This is a genomic window from Streptomyces sp. BK79 (assembly GCF_044142145.1).
Classification (GTDB): Bacteria; Actinomycetota; Actinomycetes; order Streptomycetales; family Streptomycetaceae; genus Streptomyces.
The window spans coordinates 265,807-286,363 of sequence record NZ_JBHVOC010000001.1; the positions used below are offsets into that span (position 1 = coordinate 265,807).

General features: G+C 72.6%; 19 protein-coding genes. 15 read left to right on the plus strand and 4 right to left on the minus strand.

The genetic code is table 11. From position 1 onward, the window contains the following. Positions 1 to 84 precede the first annotated feature (84 nt). From nadE to ACFIF2_RS01245, 8 genes are all read left to right on the plus strand, one after another. Complete coding sequence (gene nadE, locus ACFIF2_RS01210) at positions 85 to 915, plus strand: ammonia-dependent NAD(+) synthetase (protein WP_395570530.1); 831 nt, start codon at positions 85 to 87, stop codon at positions 913 to 915. 137 nt (positions 916 to 1,052) lie between these two features. Next, positions 1,053 to 1,898, plus strand: a complete 846-nt coding sequence (locus tag ACFIF2_RS01215) for an MIP/aquaporin family protein (protein WP_395570531.1) — start codon at positions 1,053 to 1,055, stop codon at positions 1,896 to 1,898. A 24-nt stretch (positions 1,899 to 1,922) separates the two neighbouring features. Beyond that, positions 1,923 to 3,440: a glycerol kinase GlpK gene (gene glpK / locus ACFIF2_RS01220; RefSeq protein ID WP_395570532.1), complete on the plus strand. Its 1,518-nt coding sequence runs from the start codon at positions 1,923 to 1,925 to the stop codon at positions 3,438 to 3,440. 104 nt (positions 3,441 to 3,544) lie between these two features. Further along, positions 3,545 to 4,633, plus strand: a complete 1,089-nt coding sequence (locus ACFIF2_RS01225; RefSeq protein ID WP_395570533.1) for an AI-2E family transporter — start codon at positions 3,545 to 3,547, stop codon at positions 4,631 to 4,633. Between the two features lie 32 nt (positions 4,634 to 4,665). Next, positions 4,666 to 5,319, plus strand: coding sequence for a maleylpyruvate isomerase N-terminal domain-containing protein (locus tag ACFIF2_RS01230; RefSeq protein ID WP_395570534.1), 654 nt, complete (start codon positions 4,666 to 4,668; stop codon positions 5,317 to 5,319). Between the two features lie 170 nt (positions 5,320 to 5,489). Beyond that, the gene (locus tag ACFIF2_RS01235; RefSeq protein ID WP_395570535.1) at positions 5,490 to 6,140 is read left to right on the plus strand and encodes an ankyrin repeat domain-containing protein; all 651 of its coding nucleotides are present in this window, start codon (positions 5,490 to 5,492) and stop codon (positions 6,138 to 6,140) included. Beyond that, positions 6,137 to 7,306, plus strand: a complete 1,170-nt coding sequence (locus ACFIF2_RS01240) for a hypothetical protein (RefSeq protein WP_395570536.1) — start codon at positions 6,137 to 6,139, stop codon at positions 7,304 to 7,306. Before ACFIF2_RS01235 ends, ACFIF2_RS01240 begins: the two co-directional genes overlap by 4 nt. Positions 7,307 to 7,374: 68 nt before the next feature. Then, a complete protein-coding gene (locus ACFIF2_RS01245; protein WP_395570537.1) occupies positions 7,375 to 8,280 on the plus strand; it encodes an SMP-30/gluconolactonase/LRE family protein in 906 nt (301 codons plus the stop codon). Here the strand turns inward: ACFIF2_RS01245 and ACFIF2_RS01250 are convergent. Beyond that, on the minus strand, positions 8,219 to 8,899 hold the full coding sequence (locus tag ACFIF2_RS01250; protein ID WP_395570538.1) for a DinB family protein: 681 nt from the start codon (positions 8,897 to 8,899) through the stop codon (positions 8,219 to 8,221). The two genes, ACFIF2_RS01245 and ACFIF2_RS01250, sit on opposite strands and share 62 nt — an antisense overlap. Positions 8,900 to 9,113: 214 nt before the next feature. On the opposite strand from ACFIF2_RS01250, the gene ACFIF2_RS01255 reads away from it, so the two are divergent. Beyond that, complete coding sequence (locus ACFIF2_RS01255; protein ID WP_395570539.1) at positions 9,114 to 9,929, plus strand: SAM-dependent methyltransferase; 816 nt, start codon at positions 9,114 to 9,116, stop codon at positions 9,927 to 9,929. 102 nt (positions 9,930 to 10,031) lie between these two features. On the opposite strand, the gene ACFIF2_RS01260 is transcribed toward ACFIF2_RS01255, so the two are convergent. Next, positions 10,032 to 10,235: a cold-shock protein gene (locus tag ACFIF2_RS01260; protein ID WP_003978336.1), complete on the minus strand. Its 204-nt coding sequence runs from the start codon at positions 10,233 to 10,235 to the stop codon at positions 10,032 to 10,034. A 395-nt stretch (positions 10,236 to 10,630) separates the two neighbouring features. Here ACFIF2_RS01260 and ACFIF2_RS01265 point away from each other — a divergent pair, with 395 nt between their 5' ends. Beyond that, positions 10,631 to 11,392, plus strand: a complete 762-nt coding sequence (locus tag ACFIF2_RS01265; RefSeq protein ID WP_395570540.1) for a L,D-transpeptidase family protein — start codon at positions 10,631 to 10,633, stop codon at positions 11,390 to 11,392. Positions 11,393 to 11,898: 506 nt separating this feature from the next. After that, entirely contained in the window at positions 11,899 to 12,984 is a 1,086-nt protein-coding gene (locus ACFIF2_RS01270; protein ID WP_395570541.1) for a GNAT family N-acetyltransferase, read from the plus strand. Positions 12,985 to 13,107: 123 nt separating this feature from the next. Here ACFIF2_RS01270 and ACFIF2_RS01275 read toward each other — a convergent pair whose 3' ends face one another. Both ACFIF2_RS01275 and ACFIF2_RS01280 read right to left on the minus strand, forming a co-directional pair. Further along, positions 13,108 to 14,529, minus strand: coding sequence for a Gfo/Idh/MocA family protein (locus ACFIF2_RS01275; RefSeq protein ID WP_395570542.1), 1,422 nt, complete (start codon positions 14,527 to 14,529; stop codon positions 13,108 to 13,110). A gap of 165 nt (positions 14,530 to 14,694) precedes the next feature. Next, a complete protein-coding gene (locus tag ACFIF2_RS01280; protein WP_395570699.1) occupies positions 14,695 to 15,540 on the minus strand; it encodes a GntR family transcriptional regulator in 846 nt (281 codons plus the stop codon). A gap of 242 nt (positions 15,541 to 15,782) precedes the next feature. Here ACFIF2_RS01280 and ACFIF2_RS01285 point away from each other — a divergent pair, with 242 nt between their 5' ends. The 4 genes from ACFIF2_RS01285 (at position 15,783) to ACFIF2_RS01300 (ending at position 20,514) form a co-directional block, all read left to right on the plus strand. After that, positions 15,783 to 17,051, plus strand: coding sequence for an extracellular solute-binding protein (locus tag ACFIF2_RS01285; RefSeq protein WP_395570543.1), 1,269 nt, complete (start codon positions 15,783 to 15,785; stop codon positions 17,049 to 17,051). A gap of 43 nt (positions 17,052 to 17,094) precedes the next feature. Continuing rightward, positions 17,095 to 18,027: a carbohydrate ABC transporter permease gene (locus ACFIF2_RS01290; protein WP_395570544.1), complete on the plus strand. Its 933-nt coding sequence runs from the start codon at positions 17,095 to 17,097 to the stop codon at positions 18,025 to 18,027. Next, positions 18,024 to 18,875, plus strand: coding sequence for a carbohydrate ABC transporter permease (locus tag ACFIF2_RS01295; RefSeq protein ID WP_395570545.1), 852 nt, complete (start codon positions 18,024 to 18,026; stop codon positions 18,873 to 18,875). Before ACFIF2_RS01290 ends, ACFIF2_RS01295 begins: the two co-directional genes overlap by 4 nt. Positions 18,876 to 18,936: 61 nt before the next feature. Beyond that, positions 18,937 to 20,514, plus strand: a complete 1,578-nt coding sequence (locus ACFIF2_RS01300; protein WP_395570546.1) for a beta-N-acetylhexosaminidase — start codon at positions 18,937 to 18,939, stop codon at positions 20,512 to 20,514. The last annotated feature ends 43 nt before the right edge of the window (positions 20,515 to 20,557 follow it).

Consider the following 20,557-nt stretch of genomic DNA (forward strand, 5'->3'; position numbering starts at 1 on the left):
CCGCACACCGGTCGGCCCGGATCCCCCGGACGCCTCTGGGTAGGCTGAGTGGGAAACCCGCTGGAAATCGAACAAGGAGCGGAATTGAGCGAGCCGGCGTCCATCGACGTGCAACTGGAGATCGCCCGGGAACTGGAGGTCGCGGAGACCTTCGACGCCGAGCGGGAGATCGAGCGCCGGGTGGCCTTCCTGGCCGAGCGGCTGACCTCGACCGGTCTGCGCTCCCTGGTGCTCGGCATCAGCGGCGGCGTCGACTCGACCACCGCGGGCCGGCTGTGCCAGCTCGCAGTCGAGCGGGCCCGGGCGGAGGGGCACGAGGCGCGCTTCTACGCGATGCGGCTGCCGTACGGCGTCCAGGCCGACGAGCACGACGCCCAGCTCGCGCTCTCCTTCATCCAGGCCGACCACGTACTGACCGTGGACATCAAGCCCGCCAGCGACGCCGCCCTCGCGGCCCTGCTCGCCGGTGATGTGGCCTTCCGCGACGACCGGCACCAGGACTTCGTGCAGGGCAACGTCAAGGCCAGGCAGCGCATGATCGTCCAGTACGCCGTGGCCGGCGCGCACGACGGACTGGTCGTCGGCACCGACCACGCCGCCGAGGCGGTCTCCGGTTTCTTCACCAAGTTCGGTGACGGCGCCGCCGACCTCGTGCCGCTGACCGGTCTCACCAAGCGCCGCGTGCGCGCCGTCGCGGACGCGCTGGGCGCCCCCGCCGAGCTGGTGCGCAAGGTCCCGACGGCCGACCTGGAGACCCTCGACCCCGGCAAGGCCGACGAGGACGCCCTCGGTGTCACCTACGAGGAGATCGACGACTTCCTGGAGGGCAAGCCGGTGGACGAGCAGACCTTCGAGAAGATCCTCACCCGGTACCGCCTGACCGACCACAAGCGCCGGCTGCCCATCGGTCCGTGACCCACGGGAGCTGCCCGTGACGGGCGCTCCGGCGGATGGCCGCCCTTCAAGTGCGACGTGTCGCTTACGCCCCTAATGTGTCGATGGACGGGCTCGGACAGTCGACAGCCGGTTCATCCGGCGAAGGGCGGGCTTCCATGGCCGAACGGCTCAAGCGGTCCGGCATGCTCGGCGAACTGTCGGCCGAGTTCGCCGGCACGATGATCCTGATCCTCTTCGGATGCGGCGTGGTGGCCCAAGTGGCCGCGGGCGGGGCCCTGACGGACCCGGCCGGCGGCCTCGGCGACCACGACAGCATCGCCTGGGCGTGGGGTCTCGGCGTCACCCTGGGCGTCTACGTGGCCGCGCGGCTGAGCGGCGCCCACCTCAACCCCGCCGTGACCGTGGCCCTCGCCGCGTTCAAGGGGTTCCCGTGGCGCAAGGTGGCGCCCTACGCGCTGGCTCAGACGGCCGGCGCCTTCGTGGCCGCGCTCCTGGTCCGCTGGAACTACACCGAGGCGCTGGCGAAGGCCGATCCCGGCCACACCATCAAGACGCAGACGGTGTTCTCCACGCTCCCCGCGAACGGGAACGCCGCGCTCCCGGTCCACGAGTGGGGCGCCTTCCGCGACCAGGTCATCGGCACCGCCATCCTGCTGCTGCTGATCATGGCGATCACGGACCTGCTGAACACGCCGCCGGGCGCGAACCTCGCCCCGTTCGTCATCGGCCTGGTCGTGGTCGCCATCGGCATGGCCTTCGGCACCAACGCCGGCTACGCCATCAACCCCGCCCGCGACCTCGGCCCCCGGCTGGCCAGCTTCCTGACCGGCTACGGCGGGGCGTGGCGGGACCAGTACGGGAATCTCTACTTCTGGGTCCCGATCGTCGGCCCGCTGATCGGTGGCCTGCTCGGGGCGGGTCTGTACAAGGTTTTCGTCGGCCGGTTCCTGCCCACGGCGGAGCCCGAGCCGACGGGGCGCGTTCCGGCGCCAGCGGACTGACACCGGCCGGAGAGGCGGCACAGCATGGCGGACTTCATCGGCGCGGTGGACCAGGGGACCACCAGCACCCGATTCATGATCTTCGATCACGGCGGCAACGAGGTGGCCAAGCACCAGTTGGAGCACGCCCAGATCCTGCCCCGCTCCGGGTGGGTCGAGCACGACCCGGTGGAGATCTGGGAGCGCACCAACTCGGTGATGCAGAACGCCCTGCGCTTCAGCGGCCTGTCCGGGACCGACCTGGCGGCCATCGGCATCACCAACCAGCGGGAGACCACGGTGGTCTGGGACCGGCGCACCGGCCGCCCGTACTACAACGCCATCGTGTGGCAGGACACCCGGACCGACGCGATCGCGGCGAACCTGGAGCGTTCGGGCCGGGGCGACGTCATCCGCCGCAAGGCCGGTCTGCCGCCGGCGACGTACTTCTCGGCGGGCAAGATCCAGTGGATCCTGGAGAACGTCGAGGGTGTCCGGGAGGCGGCCGAGGCGGGGCACGCCGTCTTCGGCAACACGGACGCCTGGGTCCTGTGGAACCTGACCGGCGGTCCCGACGGCGGCATCCACGCCACCGACGTGACCAACGCGAGCCGCACCATGCTGATGGACCTGGAGACGCTCGACTGGGACGACGAGCTGCTGGGCTTCTTCGGCATCCCCCGGGCGATGCTCCCCGCCATCAACCCCTCGTCGCACGCGCAGGCGTACGGGGTGACCCGGTCCTCCCGGCCGCTGCGGGCCGCCGTCCCCATCGGCGGCGTGCTCGGCGACCAGCAGGCGGCCACCGTCGGGCAGGTCTGCTTCGCGCCCGGCGAGGCCAAGAACACCTACGGCACCGGCAACTTCCTGGTGCTCAACACCGGCACCGAACTGGTCCGCTCGCGCCATGGTCTGCTGACGACCGTGGCCTATCAATTCGGCGACAGCCCGGTGGTCTACGCGCTGGAGGGTTCCATCGCGGTGACCGGGTCCGCCGTGCAGTGGCTGCGCGACCAGATGAAGGTCATCAAGACCGCCGCCGAGAGCGAGGACCTCGCCCGCACCGTCGAGGACAACGGCGGCATGTACTTCGTCCCCGCCTTCTCCGGTCTGTTCGCGCCCTACTGGCGTTCCGACGCCCGGGGCGCGATCGTCGGCCTCGCCCGGTACAACGACAACGCCCATCTGGCACGCGCGACGCTGGAGGCCATCTGCTACCAGAGCCGCGACGTCGTCGAGGCCATGGAGCAGGACTCCGGGGTCCATCTCGACGTGCTGAAGGTCGACGGGGGCGTGACCGCCAACGACCTCTGCATGCAGATCCAGGCCGACGTGCTCGGTGTGCCGGTCAGCCGGCCGGTCGTCGCGGAGACCACCGCGCTCGGTGCGGCGTACGCGGCGGGTCTGGCCATGGGCTTCTGGCGGGACACCGAGGAACTGCGCACCCACTGGCACGAGTCCAGGCGCTGGGAGCCCCAGTGGTCCGAGGACCGGCGCGCGCAGGGGTACGCCGGGTGGAAGGCGGCGGTGGAGCGCACGCTCGACTGGGTCAAGGTGCCGTGAACCGCCACCGGCCGCGTATCTGACGGAGCGTCGGGCGCCAGGGCCCCGGGTCACTCCGGTGGCCCCGGCCGGTGGACGGCGGGCGTGCCCATAGGGTGATCCCCATGTCTGCCAGATTGAGTTCCGCGAGGACGCGCGCCGGCCTCCGCACCACAGCGCGTCTCTCCGCCGACGCGCTGCTCATACTTGTCATGCTCGCGGTGTCCCTGTGGGTCCTCGGCCGTATGTGGTCCATCGTGTGGCCGCTGATAGTCGGCCTGCTCCTGACCACGCTGACCTGGCCCTCGGCCCGCTTCCTGCGACGGCACGGATGGCCGCCCGCGCTGGCCGCGGCCGTGGTGACCGTGGCGTTCCTGCTGGTGGTCGCGGGCGTCGTGGCGCTCATCGCGGTACCGATGTCCTCCCAGACCGACGAGTTGACCGACGGCGTGGTGCAGGGCATCGACCGGCTGCGCGACTGGGCGGCGGGACCGCCGCTGAACATCGACGACGACCAGATCACCGGTGCGCTCGACTCCGGGATGGCCCGCGTCCAGGACAGCGTCGGCAGCGTGGTCACCACGGTGGCGACCGGTCTGAGCAGCGTCGTCAACGGCCTGATCACCGCGGTCCTGGCCCTCTTCCTGATGTTCTTCTTCCTCAAGGACGGGCCGCGTTTCCTGCCGTGGCTCACCCGTCAGCTGCCCGGCCGGCTGGCCACCGACGTCCCGGCCGTCGCCCTGCGCGGCTGGGAGACCCTGGGTTCCTTCGTCCGCTCGCAGGCGCTGGTCGGGCTGCTCGACGCCGTCTTCATCGGCCTCGGGCTGTGGATCCTGGACGTGCCCCTGGTCCTGCCGCTGGCGGTGCTGACGTTCGTCTCCGCGTTCGTGCCCATCGTGGGTGCCCTGTTCGCGGGCTTCGTCGCGGTGCTGATCGCGCTGGTGTCGAACGGTCTGACGGACGCGCTGATCGTGCTCGCCATCATCGTGGTGGTGCAGCAGCTGGAGGGCAACGTGTTCCAGCCCATGATCCAGAGTCGTGGGCTCGGTCTGCACGCGGCGGTGATCCTGCTGGCGGTGACGCTGGGCGGCAGCCTGGCCGGGATCGTGGGCAGTCTGCTCGCCGTGCCGGTCGCCGCGCTGATCGCGGTGGTCTGGAACTACGTCCGCGAGCAGCTCCTCGAACCGGAGGAGCCCGCGCCGGCCGACGCCTGACAGCCGGTCGGCGGCGCTGCTAGCTTGCGGGCGTGGATCTCTTCTCGCGTTCCTGGACGGCCCTGCGCGCCGCGGTCGCCGGACTCCCGGACGCGGCCTTCGCACGGCCGTCCGGCTGCGCCGGCTGGCTCGTCCGGGACCTGGTGTGTCATCTCGTCCTCGACGCCCAGGACGTCCTGATCACCCTCGCCACCCCCGCGACGACGCGGCCGACCCGGGACGCGGTGACGTACTGGGAGGTCGTCGCGCCACCGGCCGGGGACGACCCGCTGGACGCGCTAGTCGTCCGCCTGGCCGCGGCGTACGAGGAGCCGTGGCTGCTCAGGTTCCACCTCGACGACGTGGGTTCGGCCGCCGGCCGCGCGGCCGGACTCGCGGACCCCGCGGCCCTCGTCGCCACCCGGGACCAGGTGCTCACGGCGGGGGACTACCTGTCGGCGTACGTCCTGGAGTGGACCCTGCACCACCTCGACCTGATCGCGCACCTCCCGGACGCCCCGGGGCCGCCCGCGGAAGGGCTCGCGCGGTCGCGCGAACTGCTGGAGGGGATCGCCGGGGAGATGTTCCCCCGGTCGTTCTCCGACCGGGACGCGCTGCTGGTGGGCACCGGACGACGGACGCCGAGCGAGGCGGAGCGGGCGGCACTGGGCGGGACGGCCGCGCGGCTCCCCTTCGCCGTCGGCTGATCCCGGCGGCGCGCAACCGGCTGGCCCCGGGGCCCGGGGTCAGCCGATCGGACGACACGGTCGTCGTCCGTCCGGGGCGCCGGACGGAGCCGGTACGCCGACCGGCGGCCGGTCGCCGCGGGCCGAGACTGGAGGCACCTCGCCCCTCGACACCGCGGAGCTGTTGCGCCATGACCGCCCAGTCACCCACCCCGCACGACCTCGCCCTGCTGGCCGCGGCCCGGCGCGGCGACACCGACGCCGTCCACGCGGCGCTGCTGGCGGGCGCCGACGTGGAGGCACGCGACGAGGAGGGCCGCACGGCACTGCTGCGGACCGCCCTGGACGACCGGGTCGCCGTCGCCGAGGTGCTGGTCGCGGCGGGCGCGGACGTCAACGCGCAGGACGCCCACGAGGACAGCGCGTGGCTGGTCACCGGGGTCACGGGCAGCGTCGCCATGATGCGGGCCCTGCTGCCCGGCCGCCCGGACGTGACGCTGACCAACCGTTTCGGCGGGGTCTCGGTCATCCCGGCGAGCGAACGCGGCCACGCGGCGTACGTACGGGCGGTGCTCGCCGGGACGGACACCGACGTCGACCACGTCAACCGGCTCGGCTGGACGGCGCTTCTGGAGGCCGTCATCCTCGGGGACGGCGAGCGCCCGCACCAGGAGGTGGTGGAGGCCCTGCTCGAAGCGGGCGCCGATCCGTCGCTGCCGGACGGCGACGGTGTCACCGCCCGGGCCCACGCCGAGCGCCGGGGCTTCCACGCGTTGGCGCGGATACTGCGCCGGGCCGAGTCCCAGGCCGCCGGCGCCGGGCAGAAGGGGGCGCGGCGATGACCCGGCGGGCCCTCGCGGGGTCCCTCGCCGTGCTGGCCGCCGTCACGGCGACGCTGGCCGGCTGCGCGTCCGGCGGCGGCACCGGTACGTCCGCGCCGACGCCGTCCGGCCCCTCCACCGCCTCCACCGCGGCGCCCGCGCGGACGCCGGGCGCCGGCACCGGGTCCGGACCGGCCCGCACGCCTGAAGGCACCCTGCTGGTCACGGACTTCGGCGCCGACACCGTCACCTTCGTCGACCCCGCCCGCGAGGGCGCCGGGGCCGCCCTGGGCTCCGTGCGGGTCGGAACGGCCCCCTACGGTGTCGCCCTCGGGGACGACGGCACGGCGTGGGTGGCCACCGCGGAAGGCGTCGCGGCCGTGGACACGCGTACCCGTGAGCGCACCGCCCTGATCCCGTACACGACCGACACGGGCCCCGTGACCACCGGCGAGTACCGGGGCGGCGGCATGGGCATCGCCCTGTCCCCGGACGGCAGCCGCGTATACGTCGGCGTCAACGTCCCCGGCGGCGAGGGAACGCTGGAGGTCGTCGACACCGAGCGGCGCGAGGTGACGAGGACGGTGCCGGTCGGCCGCCGGCCCTTCGACGTCGACGTCTCGCGCGACGGCCGGCACGTCTACGCCACCAACCACGACTCCTTCGACGTCACCGTCGTCGACACCGGCGACTGGGCGACGCGTCGCGTCGAGGTCGCCCCGTACGGCACCGAGGGCGGGCTCGGCTCCTGGCTCAAGCCGCACTACACCGCCGTACGCCCCTCGGACGGGGCGCTGCTGCTGCCGTTCGAGGGCGAACGCCTCGCCGTGGTCGACCCCCTGACCGGCAGGGTGCGGATCGAGGCCATGACCGCCGACACCCACCAGCACGGCGCCGCGGTCGGTGACGACGGCACGCTCTACGTCGTCGGCACCGGACCGATCGACCCCTCCGAGGACCGGGGCCCGTCCCTGACCGTCCGCTCGCCCGGCGGTGACGAGCGGGTCATCCCCCTGGACGGCCCGCACGAGACCGTCGTCCCCTCGGCGGACGGCCGCACCGCCTACGTCACCGGCGGCTTCACGCGCGAGGGCTACTGGAACGGCCTGAGCGTCGTCGACACCGGCACGGGCCGGGTGACGCGCCTGCCCGTGGGCGAACGGCCGCTCGGCATCGTGATCCTCTGAAGGCCGCCCGCGCCGCCGTCCGGTTGCTACGTTGAGCGTCATCCTGATCACTGAGCTGAGGGGACACCATGCCGGCCGACGGCCCGTACGAGATCCTGGACGACCGCTTCCGCACCGGACGCTGCGCGAACGGCGACAGCAGGCTGGAAGTCCTGCACGACGGCTGCCGCTGGGCCGAGGGCCCGCTGTACGTCCCCGCCTGGCGCCAGCTGCTGTGGAGCGACATCCCCAACGACCGCATCCTGCGCTGGGACGAGGCCACCGGCGCCGTCGGTGTCTTCCGCTCCCCGGCCGGGCACAGCAACGGCAACACCCTCGACCGGCGAGGCCGCCTGGTCACCTGCGAACAGGGCAACCGCCGCGTCACCCGCACCGAGCCGGACGGCACCGTGACCGTCCTCGCCGACCGCTACGACGGCAAGCGGCTCAACAGCCCGAACGACTCCGTCGTGCGCTCCGACGGCACCATCTGGTTCTCCGACCCGGACTTCGGGATCACCAGCGACTACGAGGGTCATCGCGCCGAGCCCGAGATCGGCGCGTGCCACCTGTACCGGATCGACCCGGTGTCGGGGGAGGTCAGCCTGGCCGCCGACGGCTTCGAGGGACCCAACGGCGTCATCCTGTCCCCCGACGAGAGCCGCTTGTACGTGTCCGACTCCCGGGCCGCCCGGATCCGGGTGTTCGACGTCGGTGCGGACGGCACGCTGTCCGGCGGCAAGGTCTTCGCCGAGGGCCGGGGCGTGCACTTCGACAACATCCGCTTCGACGACGAGGGCCGCCTGTGGGCCGCGGCCCTGGACGACGGCGTCCACTGCTACGACCCCGACGGCACCCTCATCGGCAGGCTGCGGGTGCCCGAGCCCGTCTCCAACATCGCCTTCGGCGGCCCGAAGAACAACCGCCTGTTCATCACGGCCACCACCTCCCTGTACTCCCTGGTGATGGCGGTGACCGGCGCGCCGCGCGTGTAGGGGGTGCCGCCCGGTACAGGTCGCGCAGCAGGGCGATCTCGGCTCCGTGGTGGAGCACCTCCTGATTCACCCACCACACGATGTCGATGAACGGTTCCTCCGCGTCGCTGCCGTGGGGGTACGTGCACAGGCCGACGGTGTCCAGCGCTGCGTCGTCGACGCCGAGCAGCGCCCGGCGCCAGGCGGCGGCTCCCGCCCCGAAGTCCGCGACGGCCGCCGCCGCGTCCGGGGCGACCACGACGTCGTCCCGGGTGAGGGTGCGGGTGCCGATGGTGTGATCGGCGCGCAGCAGGAGCATCTCGGAGAGGTGGCTCAGCCGCCACGCGAGGGTCGTGAAGGGCGCCGGGGAGGGGTGCGGGTAGGGCGCCGCGTCCCTCCCCAGGTCACCGGCTCCGGCGCCGGCCAGGAAGGTCGCGCGGGGCCCCGGTCCGTCCGCGCGCCGCCGTACCGACCAGCAGCCGGGCACCGGCTCCCAGAAGTACTCCTCGTCCGTCATCGGGCTCACCGCGGCCGGCGTACCGTCGCCGCTGTCCACGGCCGGTCCCGCCAGGCGGCCGGTGAGGCGTTCGCAGGCGAAGTCGAACTGCTCCAGCAACGGGGCCAGACGGGACGGGGGCATCGCGCACTCCTCCACGAACGGGACGGTTCCCCGAAGGGGACGACGGCCTTGTCGGTCCGACAGCGTGGCACATCAGTCCGGCGTCCCGCGCTCCCTTTCTGATCACGGACGACCGGGGCGGTCGCGAAAGGGCGAACCGGTGTACGGGAAAAGGCCGTTGCGGCGTAGGTTGTGCGCAAGCATCCATGCCTCGGCTGAAAGACGGACCGTACTCATGAGCGACCCTGTGACGACTCCAGGCCCCGCGGCGCACCAGAAGATCGACACCTCGGTGCCGCACTCGGCCCGGATCTGGAACTACTGGCTGGGCGGGAAGGACAACTACCCGGTCGACGAGGACGCCGGCGACGCGTACACCGCCGTCTTCCCCGGCATCGTCACGATCGCCCGCAGCAGCCGCGCCTTCCTGCGCCGCAACATCGCGTACCTGGTGGCCGAGGCGGGGATCCGGCAGTTCCTCGACATCGGGACCGGTCTGCCGACCGCCGACAACACCCACGAGGTCGCCCAGCGGATCGCCCCCGAGACCAGGATCGTCTACGTCGACAACGACCCGATGGTCCTCGCGCACGCCCGCGCGCTGCTCTACTCCGCCCCCGAGGGGGCGACCGCCTACATCGACGCCGACGTGCTCGACCCCGGCAGTGTCCTGCGGGAAGCCGCGAAGACCCTGGACTTCGAGCGGCCCGTCGCCCTCATCCTCAGCAACATCCTGGGTCACATCGCCGACTACGACCAGGCCCGCTCCGTCGTCACCCGGCTGATGGAGGCGCTCCCGTCCGGCAGCTACCTCTCGATCAACGACGGCTCACGGGGCATCGACCCCGGCTTCGAGGCGGCCCAGGACGCCTACAACGAGAGCGGCGCCGCACCGTACGTCCTGCGCACGGTGGAGGAGATCACGGCGTTCTTCGAGGGTCTGGAGCTCGTGGAGCCCGGTGTCGTCCCGGTCCCGCAGTGGCGGCCGGACGCCGACTCGCCCGCCGGGGGGACCATCGCCGAGCACGGCGGCCTCGCCCGCAAGCCGTGACGCCCTGACGGCGGCGGCGCGTGCCGCTCCGTGACGTGCGCGGGCCCGGTGCCCGGGAACCACTCGGTTCCCGGGCACCGGGCCTGTTGCGCTGTCTCCCGGTCAGGCGGGGGTGATGTTCTCCGCCTGCGGGCCCTTCTGGCCCTGGGTGATGTCGAAGGTGACGGCCTGGCCTTCCTGCAGCTCGCGGTAGCCCTGGGCGTTGATGTTGGAGTAGTGCGCGAAGACGTCGGGACCGCCGCCGTCCTGCGCGATGAAGCCGAAGCCCTTTTCAGAGTTGAACCACTTGACAGTTCCGCTGGCCATGCCTTTTGCCTTTCAGCCGATATCGGATCCGCACCGCGCGAACCCGGAGGTGGTCGTCCTGGTCCTCCGGCATTGCACAGCAAACCGCCCGCACTCCGGGCGGGCGGTCTGGGCGAACCACGACATCTGCTGCTGACGCTACACGGCATGTCCGAGCCTCACCAGTGAGTAAGGCGGGTGAGCGGCAACGATGTTGCGTCCGGGGGACGGGACGGCGTGCCGCCGCGGCACCCGACGCCTCGGGCCGAACGCCCGGGGTGGACCGTTTCGCCCGGCTAGGGGGGCCTCGTTACCGCTGCGTGCGCCAAACGGAGGAGACGGCGGGGCGGCGGCACGACCCGGTTCCGTTAATGGTCAAGCAATGAGTAGTCCACATACGGAGTCGGAGATTCGATATGACCGTCAGGAAAGCGCTGGCCCTGGTGATCGGCGCGGTCGTGTGCACCGGCCTGCTGGGAACCGGCTGCGGCCGGCCGCCGGGCACCTCCTCCCTGGACTCGCAGACGCCCGGCACGTCCGCGTCGGGCCCGGTGTCCCCGCGGCCCGCTCCCCCGCGCGCGTTCCCCCGCCCCCTGCCCGGGCTCGGCCCGACCACACGGGCCCGGGTCCCCGACGCCACCCGGCAGGTCCTCGTGGTCACCGGCGCGACGGAGACCTCGTCCCGGGCTCGAGTGGTGCTCTACGAGCAGCGGCCCGCGCGGGGCTGGCGCGCCGTCGCCGGGCCGTGGCCCGCCCACAACGGCCTGCGCGGCTGGACCGACGACCACTGGGCGGGCGACCTGCACACCCCGACCGGCGTCTTCCGGCTCAGCGACGCCGGGGGCCGCCTCCCCGACCCCGGGACCCGGCTCCCCTACGACCAGGATCCGGAGTTCGCCGTGTCGGGCACCGGGCATCTCGGTGAACCGCTGGAGGGGTCGTTCGACTACGTGATCGCCATCGACTACAACCGGGTCCCCGGCACCACCCCGCTGGACAAGACCCGCCCACTGGGTGAGGACAGGGGCGGCGGGGTCTGGATCCACGTGGACCACGACGGACCGACCAACGCCTGCGTCTCCCTGAGCGAGGAGCACATGCGCACGCTGCTGACCACCTTGGATCCGGACAAGGAGCCGGTCGTCGTCATGGGCCCGGAGTCGGTGCTGGCGCAGTAGAGCGCCCCCCGGCGTACGTCCACGCGCCGTAGACGCCCGGTGCGACCCGGCGGCGGAGCGGTGCGTCCGCCGGACCGGGCCGGGCGTACCGGTTCGGAGCACGCGGGCTTGACGGGGCGGGCCCGGCTCGGCCTACTGAAGGCACCACTGGGCGTGTTCGGGGGACCGGTCCGGTGTCGGCCCGTAGGTGAGCCCCCGCCGGGACGCAGGTCAGGAGTCCGCCAGTGCGGCGACGATGGGCAGCGGCAGGGGTCGCACCGCTTTGGGCGCCGCTGATCCTCGCCGGCCCCGGGCCCGCGGTGACGTCCGGGACCGACCCCGGCGGAGCGGCTCGCGCACCGGCCAGGACCCGGTCCCCGTGCGTCCCCGTCCCGCGGGTCCTGCGCTGCTGAGCGGCGGCAGTACCGACGAGGCCCGCGCCGCCCGGCCCGCGTACCGTCCGCCGAGTCGCGGTGTCCGGCAGGGCCTCGTGTGTCCGGAGATCCGACGACGCAGGAGGCAGGCGAATGTCCACCAGACGCATGGACGTGGTCCGGGCGGCCGAGCTCGGCACCGACGACCGGAAGGCGTGGCGGGAGATCAGAGCGGCGTCCGGCGCCCCGGCGAACCCGTTCATGGACCCGGCGTTCACCGCGGCGGTCGGGCTGGTCCGGCCGCGGGCCGCGGTCGCGGTGCTGCGGGAGGACGGATGCCCGGTCGGCTACTTCCCGTACGAGCGGGGTCCGGCGGGGCACGGGCGGGCGGTCGGGCTCGGGGTGTCGGACAGCCAGGGCGCCGTGCTGCGCCCGGGCATCCGCCTCGACGCCCGTGCGCTGCTGCGCGCCTGCGCCCTGTCCACCTGGGAGTTCGACAACCTGGAGGCCGGCCAGGACCCGTTCTTACCCCACACGACCGAGGAACTGGCCTCCCCGGTCGTCGACATCGGTGACGGATTCGAGCCGTACACGCGGACCCTGCGGCACAGCTCGCCGGGGTTCTTCAAGCAGGTGCGGGCCAAGGAGCGGAGACTGGCCCGTCAGGTCGGCACGGTGCGCTTCGTGTACGACGACCCCGACCCCGGGGCGTTGCGCACGCTCATGGCGTGGAAGTCGGCGCAGTACCGGCGCACCGGCCGGCGGGACCGGTTCGCGCAGGCGTGGATCACCCGGCTGGTGGAGCGGCTGGCCCGCGGCGACGACCCCGGCTGCCGTGGGGTGCTGTCCGTGCTCTACGCCGCCGAACGGCCCGTGGCGGCCCACTTCGGGCTGTGTTCGCCCACCGTGCTGTCCTGGTGGTTCCCGGCGTACGACCGGGCGTACGGCAAGTACTCCCCCGGGCTGCTGCTGTTGCTGCGGATGCTGGAGGCGGCCGCCGCCCACGGGATCGGGATGGTGGACCTGGGCAGCGGGCCCGCGCGGTACAAGGAGTCGTTCAAGACGGGCGACATACGGGTGTACGAGGGTGCGGTGGTCCGCCCGGTGCCGGGTGGCGCCCTCTACCGGCTGGCGCGGGATCCGGTGCGCGGCGCCCGCCGGTTTGTGCGCGACCGGCCGGCGCTGGCCCGGGCCGCCGCCCGGACACTGGAGGAGGCCGGCCGGCTGCGCCGCCCCTGAGGCGGCGAGCGGGTCTGCGCACGGGCCGCCGGGCGGGTCCTGCGCGCGGCCCGCGCCCGGTGCGTCCCCCGCCATGGCGGACGGCCGGCCGCCGTACGCCGTGGCGGGGCGGGGCTACCGCGCTCAGCCGACGGGCGGCATGTCCGTGGGCGTCGAGTCGAGGCCGGCCCTGCGCTCCCGCCAGGCGCCCCGGGTGAAGTCCGGGATCTCCACCGGACGGCCGCCCTTGGCCAGCGACGCGACGCTCAGGGGGACGGGCGAGCACCAGGCGGCCGAGTCGTAGACGTCGATGTCCGGCACCAGCCCGGCCCGCATCAACTGGACGGTGCGCCACTGCAGGACGTAGTCCATGCCGCCGTGGCCGCCGTTGTTGGCGGCGTCGTCGCCGACCTTCCGCCACAGCCAGTGGTCGTACTCCTTGCGGTAGGTCTCGAAGTCGCGCCAGCTGTGGCCGCTGTGGTCCGGTTCGACGTAGATCCGGGCGCCGGTCGGGGCGGGGCCCGCGTAGTCCTCGACGATCCCCCGGCTGCCGGCCAGGGTGTTGATCCGGCTGTACGGGCGGGGCGAGCTCACGTCGTGCTCCGCGCGGATCGTCCTGCCCCCGGCCGTCTCGATCATGCAGGTGACCAGGTCACCGTTGATGTACGTCTCCTTCCAGGAGGGGTGGTCCCGGGGGACGAACCGTGCGCGGTAGTCGGCCAGTCCCCTGGGAGCGGTCGCGGTGGCGCGCAGGGTGGTCATGCGGTCGCCGCGGTTGACGTCCATGGCCGCCGCGATCGGGGCGAGCCCGTGCATGGGGTAGAAGGAGGCGGTGGAGCGGGTGTGCCACAGACGTCGCCAGGAGTCGGTGTAGTACGTGTCGGAGAAGAGGAGTTCGCGCAGGTCGTGGAGGTAGCCTCCGTGGCCGTTGGTGATGTCTCCGAACAGGCCGTCGTGCGCGGCCTTGAGCATGGCCAGTTCGTTGCGGCCGTAGTTGCAGTTCTCGGAGAGCCACAGGTGTCTGCGGGTGCGTTCCGAGGTGTCGACGAGGTCCCACAGCTGGCGCAGTTCCGTCGCGACGGGCAGTTCCACCAGGGCGTGCTTGCCGCTGAGCAGCGCCGCGCGGCCCTGCTCGTAGTGGAACTCCCAGGGTGTGGCGATGTACACCAGGTCGATGTCGTCCCGCTTCAGCATCTCGGCGTAGGAGTCGGCGGAGCCACCGTACTCGGCGGGGCGCGGGTGGCCCTTGCCCGCCAGGCGGTCCGCGGCGCGCCGGGCGCGGTCGGCGCGGATGTCGCAGACGGCGGTCACGGTGCAGCCGGGCACGGCCGCCCATCCCGTGATCATGCCGCCGCCCCGGTTGCCGAGGCCGATGACGCCGACGCGGACGGTGCGGTGGGCTTCGAACGGGACGCCGATCATCGACTTCTGGCCGGGCCTGCGGCGCGGTGCCTGTCCGGCCGCCGACGCGGCGGGCGCGGACGCGGTCATCCCGGCCGCGAGCGCGCCGGTGGCGACGGCGCCGCCCAGGAGAAGTCGGCGTGAGACAGCGGGAATTTCGGACATGACGGCAACACTCCTCGTGGGGCGGGCGGCATCACGGGCGGGGCGGTGTCGGGCGCGGTCGAGCTGTCGAACCGGTTCGGGCACGACTCTGGAGCGTCAGCCGTTGCATGTCAATACGTGCTCGGTACGAAGCATTTCCGAGCACTTCCGCGCACTACGGTGCCGTCACATGCCGTCCTGCACGACTCCGCGCGTCGAGAGGGTGACGGGATCCCCGTTGGTGAAGTCACCCGGCGGGATGCCCGGATGATGCCCCTCGGGCGCGGGCGGTGTCCGGTCGCGCGGGCCCAGGGTGAGCCGGGAGACGATGCGGTAGCGGTCGCCGCGGTAGAGGGAGTGCACGTACTCGACGGGGCGCCCGCGTGTGTCGGTGGTCAGACGCTCGAAGAGCAGCGCCGGGGAGAGTTCCGGCACGTCGAGCAGGTCGGCCTCGGCGCGGGTCACCACCGTGGGCTCGATCGACTGCACCGCCTCGCTGACCCGGACCGCGTGCCGCTCGCTCAGGTGCTCGTACAGGTCGCCCTGCTCCAGTTCCTCACTGGTCAGGTCCGACACCAGATCGGCCGGCACGTGCAGGTACTCGATGGCCATCGGCGAGCCGTCGACCAGCCGCAACCGGGCCACATAGTGGATCCGCGCCGCCGGGGACATGCGCAGCCTGCGGCCCACCCGGGCGCCCGCGGGCAGCGTACGGACCTCCAGGAGCCTGCTGGTCCAGGCCCCCGCGGCCTGGGGAAGGCTGAAGGCCCGCCGGTCCGAGACCAGTTCCTGGGTGATCTTCTCGTCGGCGACGAACATGCCCCGTCCGTGCTCGCGCACCAGCAGTCCCGCGACCACCAGTTCGTCGACCGCGGCACGCAGTGTGGGGCGGGACACCCCCAGTCGGGCGCAGAGCGTGCGTTCGGACGGGATCGCGTCGCCCGGGCGCCGTTCCTCGATGAGTCCCCTGATCGCTTCGCGGACACGCTCGCGCTTGAGCACCGCACCGGAGGCGGCGGCGTCGATCTCCATGCGGTACTCCCGTGACTGGTCCACTGGTCAACCGAGCTTACCTGTCGAGACCGGCGGCGAACCAGCCATCCGTCCCACCGCGCGGCCGAAATCCCTTGCTTACGCGAGGGGTTGACGGCCTCATTGGTCCATGCCACCTTCGATCCACACCAACTGGTAAGCCCTTGGCGCCTCTACTGGACAAGTGCGGGTACGTCGCTCTCTCCCAGCTCTCCCGGATCCAGCCCTCCCCGAGGTGAACCGTGAAACATCGCTCGCTCGCCCTGGTCTCCGCGCTGGTGCTCAGCGCCGGGCTCGCCGCCTGCTCCTCGTCCGGCGACTCCTCGGACGGTGCCGACGGCGGCAGGACCGCCCTCGACGTGTGGCTCATGCGCGACAGCGTGTCGGCCGACTTCCAGAAGGAGTTCGAGACGGGCTTCGAGAAGTCCCATCCCCGGATCGACCTGAAGATCCAGATCCAGGAGTGGGAGGGCATCGGCGAGAAGGTCACCGCCGCGCTGGCGAGCAATGACGCCCCCGACGTCATCGAGGTCGGCAACACCCAGGTCGCGCAGTACGCCCAGAGCGGCGGCCTCACGGACTTCTCGGACCGGGTGGACGAACTGGGCGGGGACCACTGGCTCAAGGGCCTGGCCGAGCCGGGGTCGTACGACGGCAAGCAGTACGGCATCCCGTACTACGCCGCCAACCGCGTCGTGATCCACCGCACCGACCTGTTCGCGAAGGCGGGCGTGGACGCCGCCGGCATCAGGACGCGGGAGCAGTGGATCGCGGCCACCGAGAAGCTGAACAAGGCCGGCGTCCAGGGGATCTACCTCCCCGGCCAGAACTGGTACGTCCTCGCCGGCTTCGTCTGGGACGAGGGCGGCGACCTCGCCGTGGAGTCGGGCGGCGAGTGGAAGGGCGGCCTCGACAGCCCCGAGGCTCTGCGGGCCATGGACTTCTACCGGCGACTCCAGGCCCTGGGCAAGGGGCCCAAGGACTCGGACGAGGCCCAGCCCCCGCAGGCGGAGGTCATGGCCAAGGGGCAGGTCGCCCAGATCATCGCCGTCCCCGGCGGGGCCAAGGTCATCGAGGAGAAGAACCCGGAACTCAAGGGCAAGCTGGGGTTCTTCCCGATCCCCGGCAAGACCGCCGACCGGCCGGGCGCCGTCTTCACCGGGGGTTCCGACCTGGTCGTCCCGGCCGTCGCCGCCCACCAGGAGGAGGCGTTCACCTTCCTCCGGGAGCTGACCGGGGACACCTGGCAGAAGAAGCTCGCGGTCGCCATGAGTTACGTTCCGAACAAGACCACCCTCGCGGGCGCCGTCTCCGCCGACCCCGGGACCGCCGCCATGGCGGCCGGAGCGGCGAACGGACGCGCCACCCCCAACACCCCCCAGTGGGCCGCGGTCGAGGCGAAGAACCCGGTCAAGGAATACATGACGGCCGTCCTCACCGGCCGGGACCCCGAGTCGGAGGCCGCCGAGGCGTCCCGGACGATCACCGACACCCTCAACGGCGGCTCCTGACCGCGGCCGGCACCCCCGACGACTCCGAGGAGCAGGAGGCACCGTGTCGACCGTCCGTGAGCGGAGCGTGCCGCGCAGGACCGGCCGGGGAACCGCCCTGTGGCCGTACCTGCTGATCGCGCCCGCCGTGCTGGGCATGCTCTACCTGCTGGTCTATCCACTGGCCCGCGCCGTGCTCATCTCCTTCCAGGACTTCCGGCTGCGGCAACTGATCCTCGGCGACGCCGACTTCGTCGGTCTGCGCAACTACCGGACACTGCTGAACGACCCCCAGTTCTGGGAGGTCGTGCGCCGCACCTTCGTGTTCATGGCCGTCAACGTGGTCGCGATCATGGTGCTGGCCACGCTGGTCGCGCTGATGACGGAACGGCTCGGCAAGGTGGGCCGGGCGGTGGTCCTCGGTTCGCTGGTCATGGTCTGGGCGGTGCCCGTGGTGGCCGCGACCACCGTCTTCCAGTGGCTGTTCCACTCCGAGTTCGGCATCGTCAACGAGACCCTCACCGGCCTCGGCCTCGACTCGTACGAGGGCTACCCCTGGTTCGCCCACGGCGGCGCCGCCTTCGCCATCGTCGTGGTCCTGATCGTCTGGCAGTCCGTGCCGTTCGCCGCGATCACGCTCTACTCGGCCCTGGTCACGGTTCCGGCCGAGCTGTACGAGTCGGCGCGGATGGACGGCGCGGGCGGCGTGCGCCTGTTCCGGTCCGTGACGTTCCCGCTGATCCGGCCCCTGTTCATGCTGGTGCTGTGCCTCGAAGTGATCTGGACGTTCAAGGCGTTCGTGCAGATCTGGGTGATGACCCGCGGCGGGCCGGGCGAGGCCACCACCATCCTGCCGGTGTACGCCGTGCAGAAGGCGCTGGCCGGCCAGCGCTACGACCTGGGGTCCGCCGCCTCGATGCTGACCGTCCTGCTGATGAGCGGGGTGCTCGTCCTCTACTTCCGCCAGTTGTTCCGTCAGGAGGGTGAGCGACTGTGAGCACCCCGCGCCCCTCGGCCCGCCGCGCGCTGCGCCGCCTCCCGTTGCACGCCGCCGCCACGCTCACCGTGGCCGTCTGCCTGTTCCCCGTGTACTGGATGGTGACCACGGCCCTCAAACCGTCACCGGACATCCAGTCGTACGACCCCCGGCTGATCCCCGGGTCCTGGACCCTCGACCACTTCCGCGACGCGGTCGGTGCCGACGGTTTCGCGTTGTTCTGGCGCAACAGCGTCCTGGTCACCCTGAGCGCGGTGGCGCTCTCCCTGCTGGTCGCCCTGGGTGCCGCCTACGCCGTGGCCCGCATGCGCTGGCGCGGACGCCGGCAGTTCGTGCTGGCGGTCTTCATCGCGCAGATGGCGCCCTGGGAATCGCTGGTCATCCCGGTGTACATCATCTCCCGCGACACCGGCATGCTCGACCGGCTCCCGACGCTCACCCTGATCTACTTCATGATCACGCTGCCCTTCACGGTGATCGTGCTGCGCGGCTTCATCGCCGCCGTCCCGCCCGAACTGGAGGAGGCGGCGCAGGTCGACGGCTGCACCCGGGCCGGTGCCTTCCGCAAGGTGGCGTTCCCGCTGCTGGCACCCGGCCTCATGGCCACCTCGCTGTTCGGCTTCATCACGGCCTGGAACGAGTTCACGTACGCCAACTTCCTCATCATCAAGCAGCAGGACAGCCGCACGCTGCCGGTGTGGCTCTCCTCGTTCCAGTCGACGTTCGGGACGGACTGGGGGGCCACCATGGCCGCCTCCACCCTCTTCGCCCTGCCCGCACTGGTCGTCTTCCTCGCCCTGCAACGCCACGTGACCGCTGGGCTGGCCTCGGGAGGCGTCAAGGGCTGACCGCGTACGCCACCGCCCCGCCCGTCGCCCGCCGTGCACCGCCGACCACCGGAGCCGCCCCGTGGACCTGCCACGCCCCGAGCTGGCCCTCGTGCCCCGCCCCCGCCGCCTGTCCACCCGTTCCGGACATCTCCGCCTCGACGACACCACCCGACTGCGGGTCACCCCCGGCGCCGAGCCGGCCGCGGCCCTGCTGCGCACGCTCCTGGCCCCGGCCACCGGGCTGCCGCTGGAGACCGCCGCCGACGGCACCTTCGTCCTCGCGCTCGACCCCGCCCTGACCGGCCTCGGCGACGAGGGGTACGGCCTGACCGTGAGCCCCAAGGGGGCCCTCCTGCGCGCCGCCCGCCCGGCCGGGCTGCTGCGCGGCGTCCAGACGGTGCGGCAACTCCTGCCCCACGAGGCCCTGTCGGGCCGGCCGGTGCGCGGCGTGCCGTGGGACCTGCCCGCCGTGGAGATCACCGACGTGCCCCGCCACTCCTGGCGCGGCTCCATGCTCGACGTGGCCCGGCACTTCCAGCCGGTGTCGTACCTGCGGCGCCACGTCGACCTGATGGCGCTGCACAAGCTGAACGTCTTCCACCTCCACCTCACGGACGACCAGGGCTGGCGGATGCCGGTGGCCGCGTACCCCCGGCTCACCGAAGTCGGCGGCCGGCGGGCGGAGTCGATGGCGGGCCCGGCCGGCGGCGACCGGTTCGACGGCGTGCCGCACGCGGGGTCGTACACCCGCGCCGAGCTGCGGGGGCTGGTCGCCTACGCGGCCGAGCGCGGGGTGACCGTGCTCCCGGAGACCGGCGTGCCCGGTCATGTGCGCGCCGCCCTGGCCGCCCACCCCGAGCTGGGCACCGAACCGGGGCGCCGCCTGGGCGTGTGGACGCGCTGGGGGGTGTGCGAGAACGTCCTCGGCACCGACGACCACGTCCTGGACTTCTTCCGCACCGTCCTGGACGAGGTGATGGACGTCTTCCCCTCGCCGTACGTCCACATCGGCGGCGACGAGTGTCCCACCGTCGAGTGGGAGCGCAGCCCGGCGGCCCGGGCGCGGGCGGCGCGGGAGGGGCTGCCGGGGCCGCGTGCGCTGCATCCGTGGTTCCTCACCCGCATGGCGGGGCATCTGGTGCGCGCGGGGCGGCGGCCCGTCGTCTGGGCCGAGACCGGCGTCGCCCTCCCCCGGGAGTGCACGGTGATGAGCTGGCGCGAACCGGGACACGCCCGTGCCGCGGCACGGCGCGGGCACCAGGTCGTCCAGGCCGACCACCACGCCACCTACTTCGACTACGCGCGCGGCCCCGGCCCGCAGGAACCGCCCGCCCAGCCCGGAGCCGTCGTCGACCTGCGCGCGGTGTACGACGTGGACCTCGCGCCGCCGGCGGCGGACCCGGGGGCGGCGTCCCGTGTGCTCGGCGCACAGGGCCAGTTGTGGACGGAGTTCGTCACGACGCCCGAGCACATCGAGTACCTGACCTACCCGCGGCTGTGCGCCCTCGCCGAGCGGGTCTGGGACGGCACGGCGGGCTGGGAGGACTTCACCACCCGGCTGGCCGGGCACCTGGCCCGCCTCGACGCGCTGGGCGTCCCGCACGCCGTACCGCCCGCCCGCCCGCCCGTACCGCCACGCGTGGGCGGCGTGCGCTGAACACCGGCTCCGCACCACCACCGACGCTTCCGCATCGCCGGGA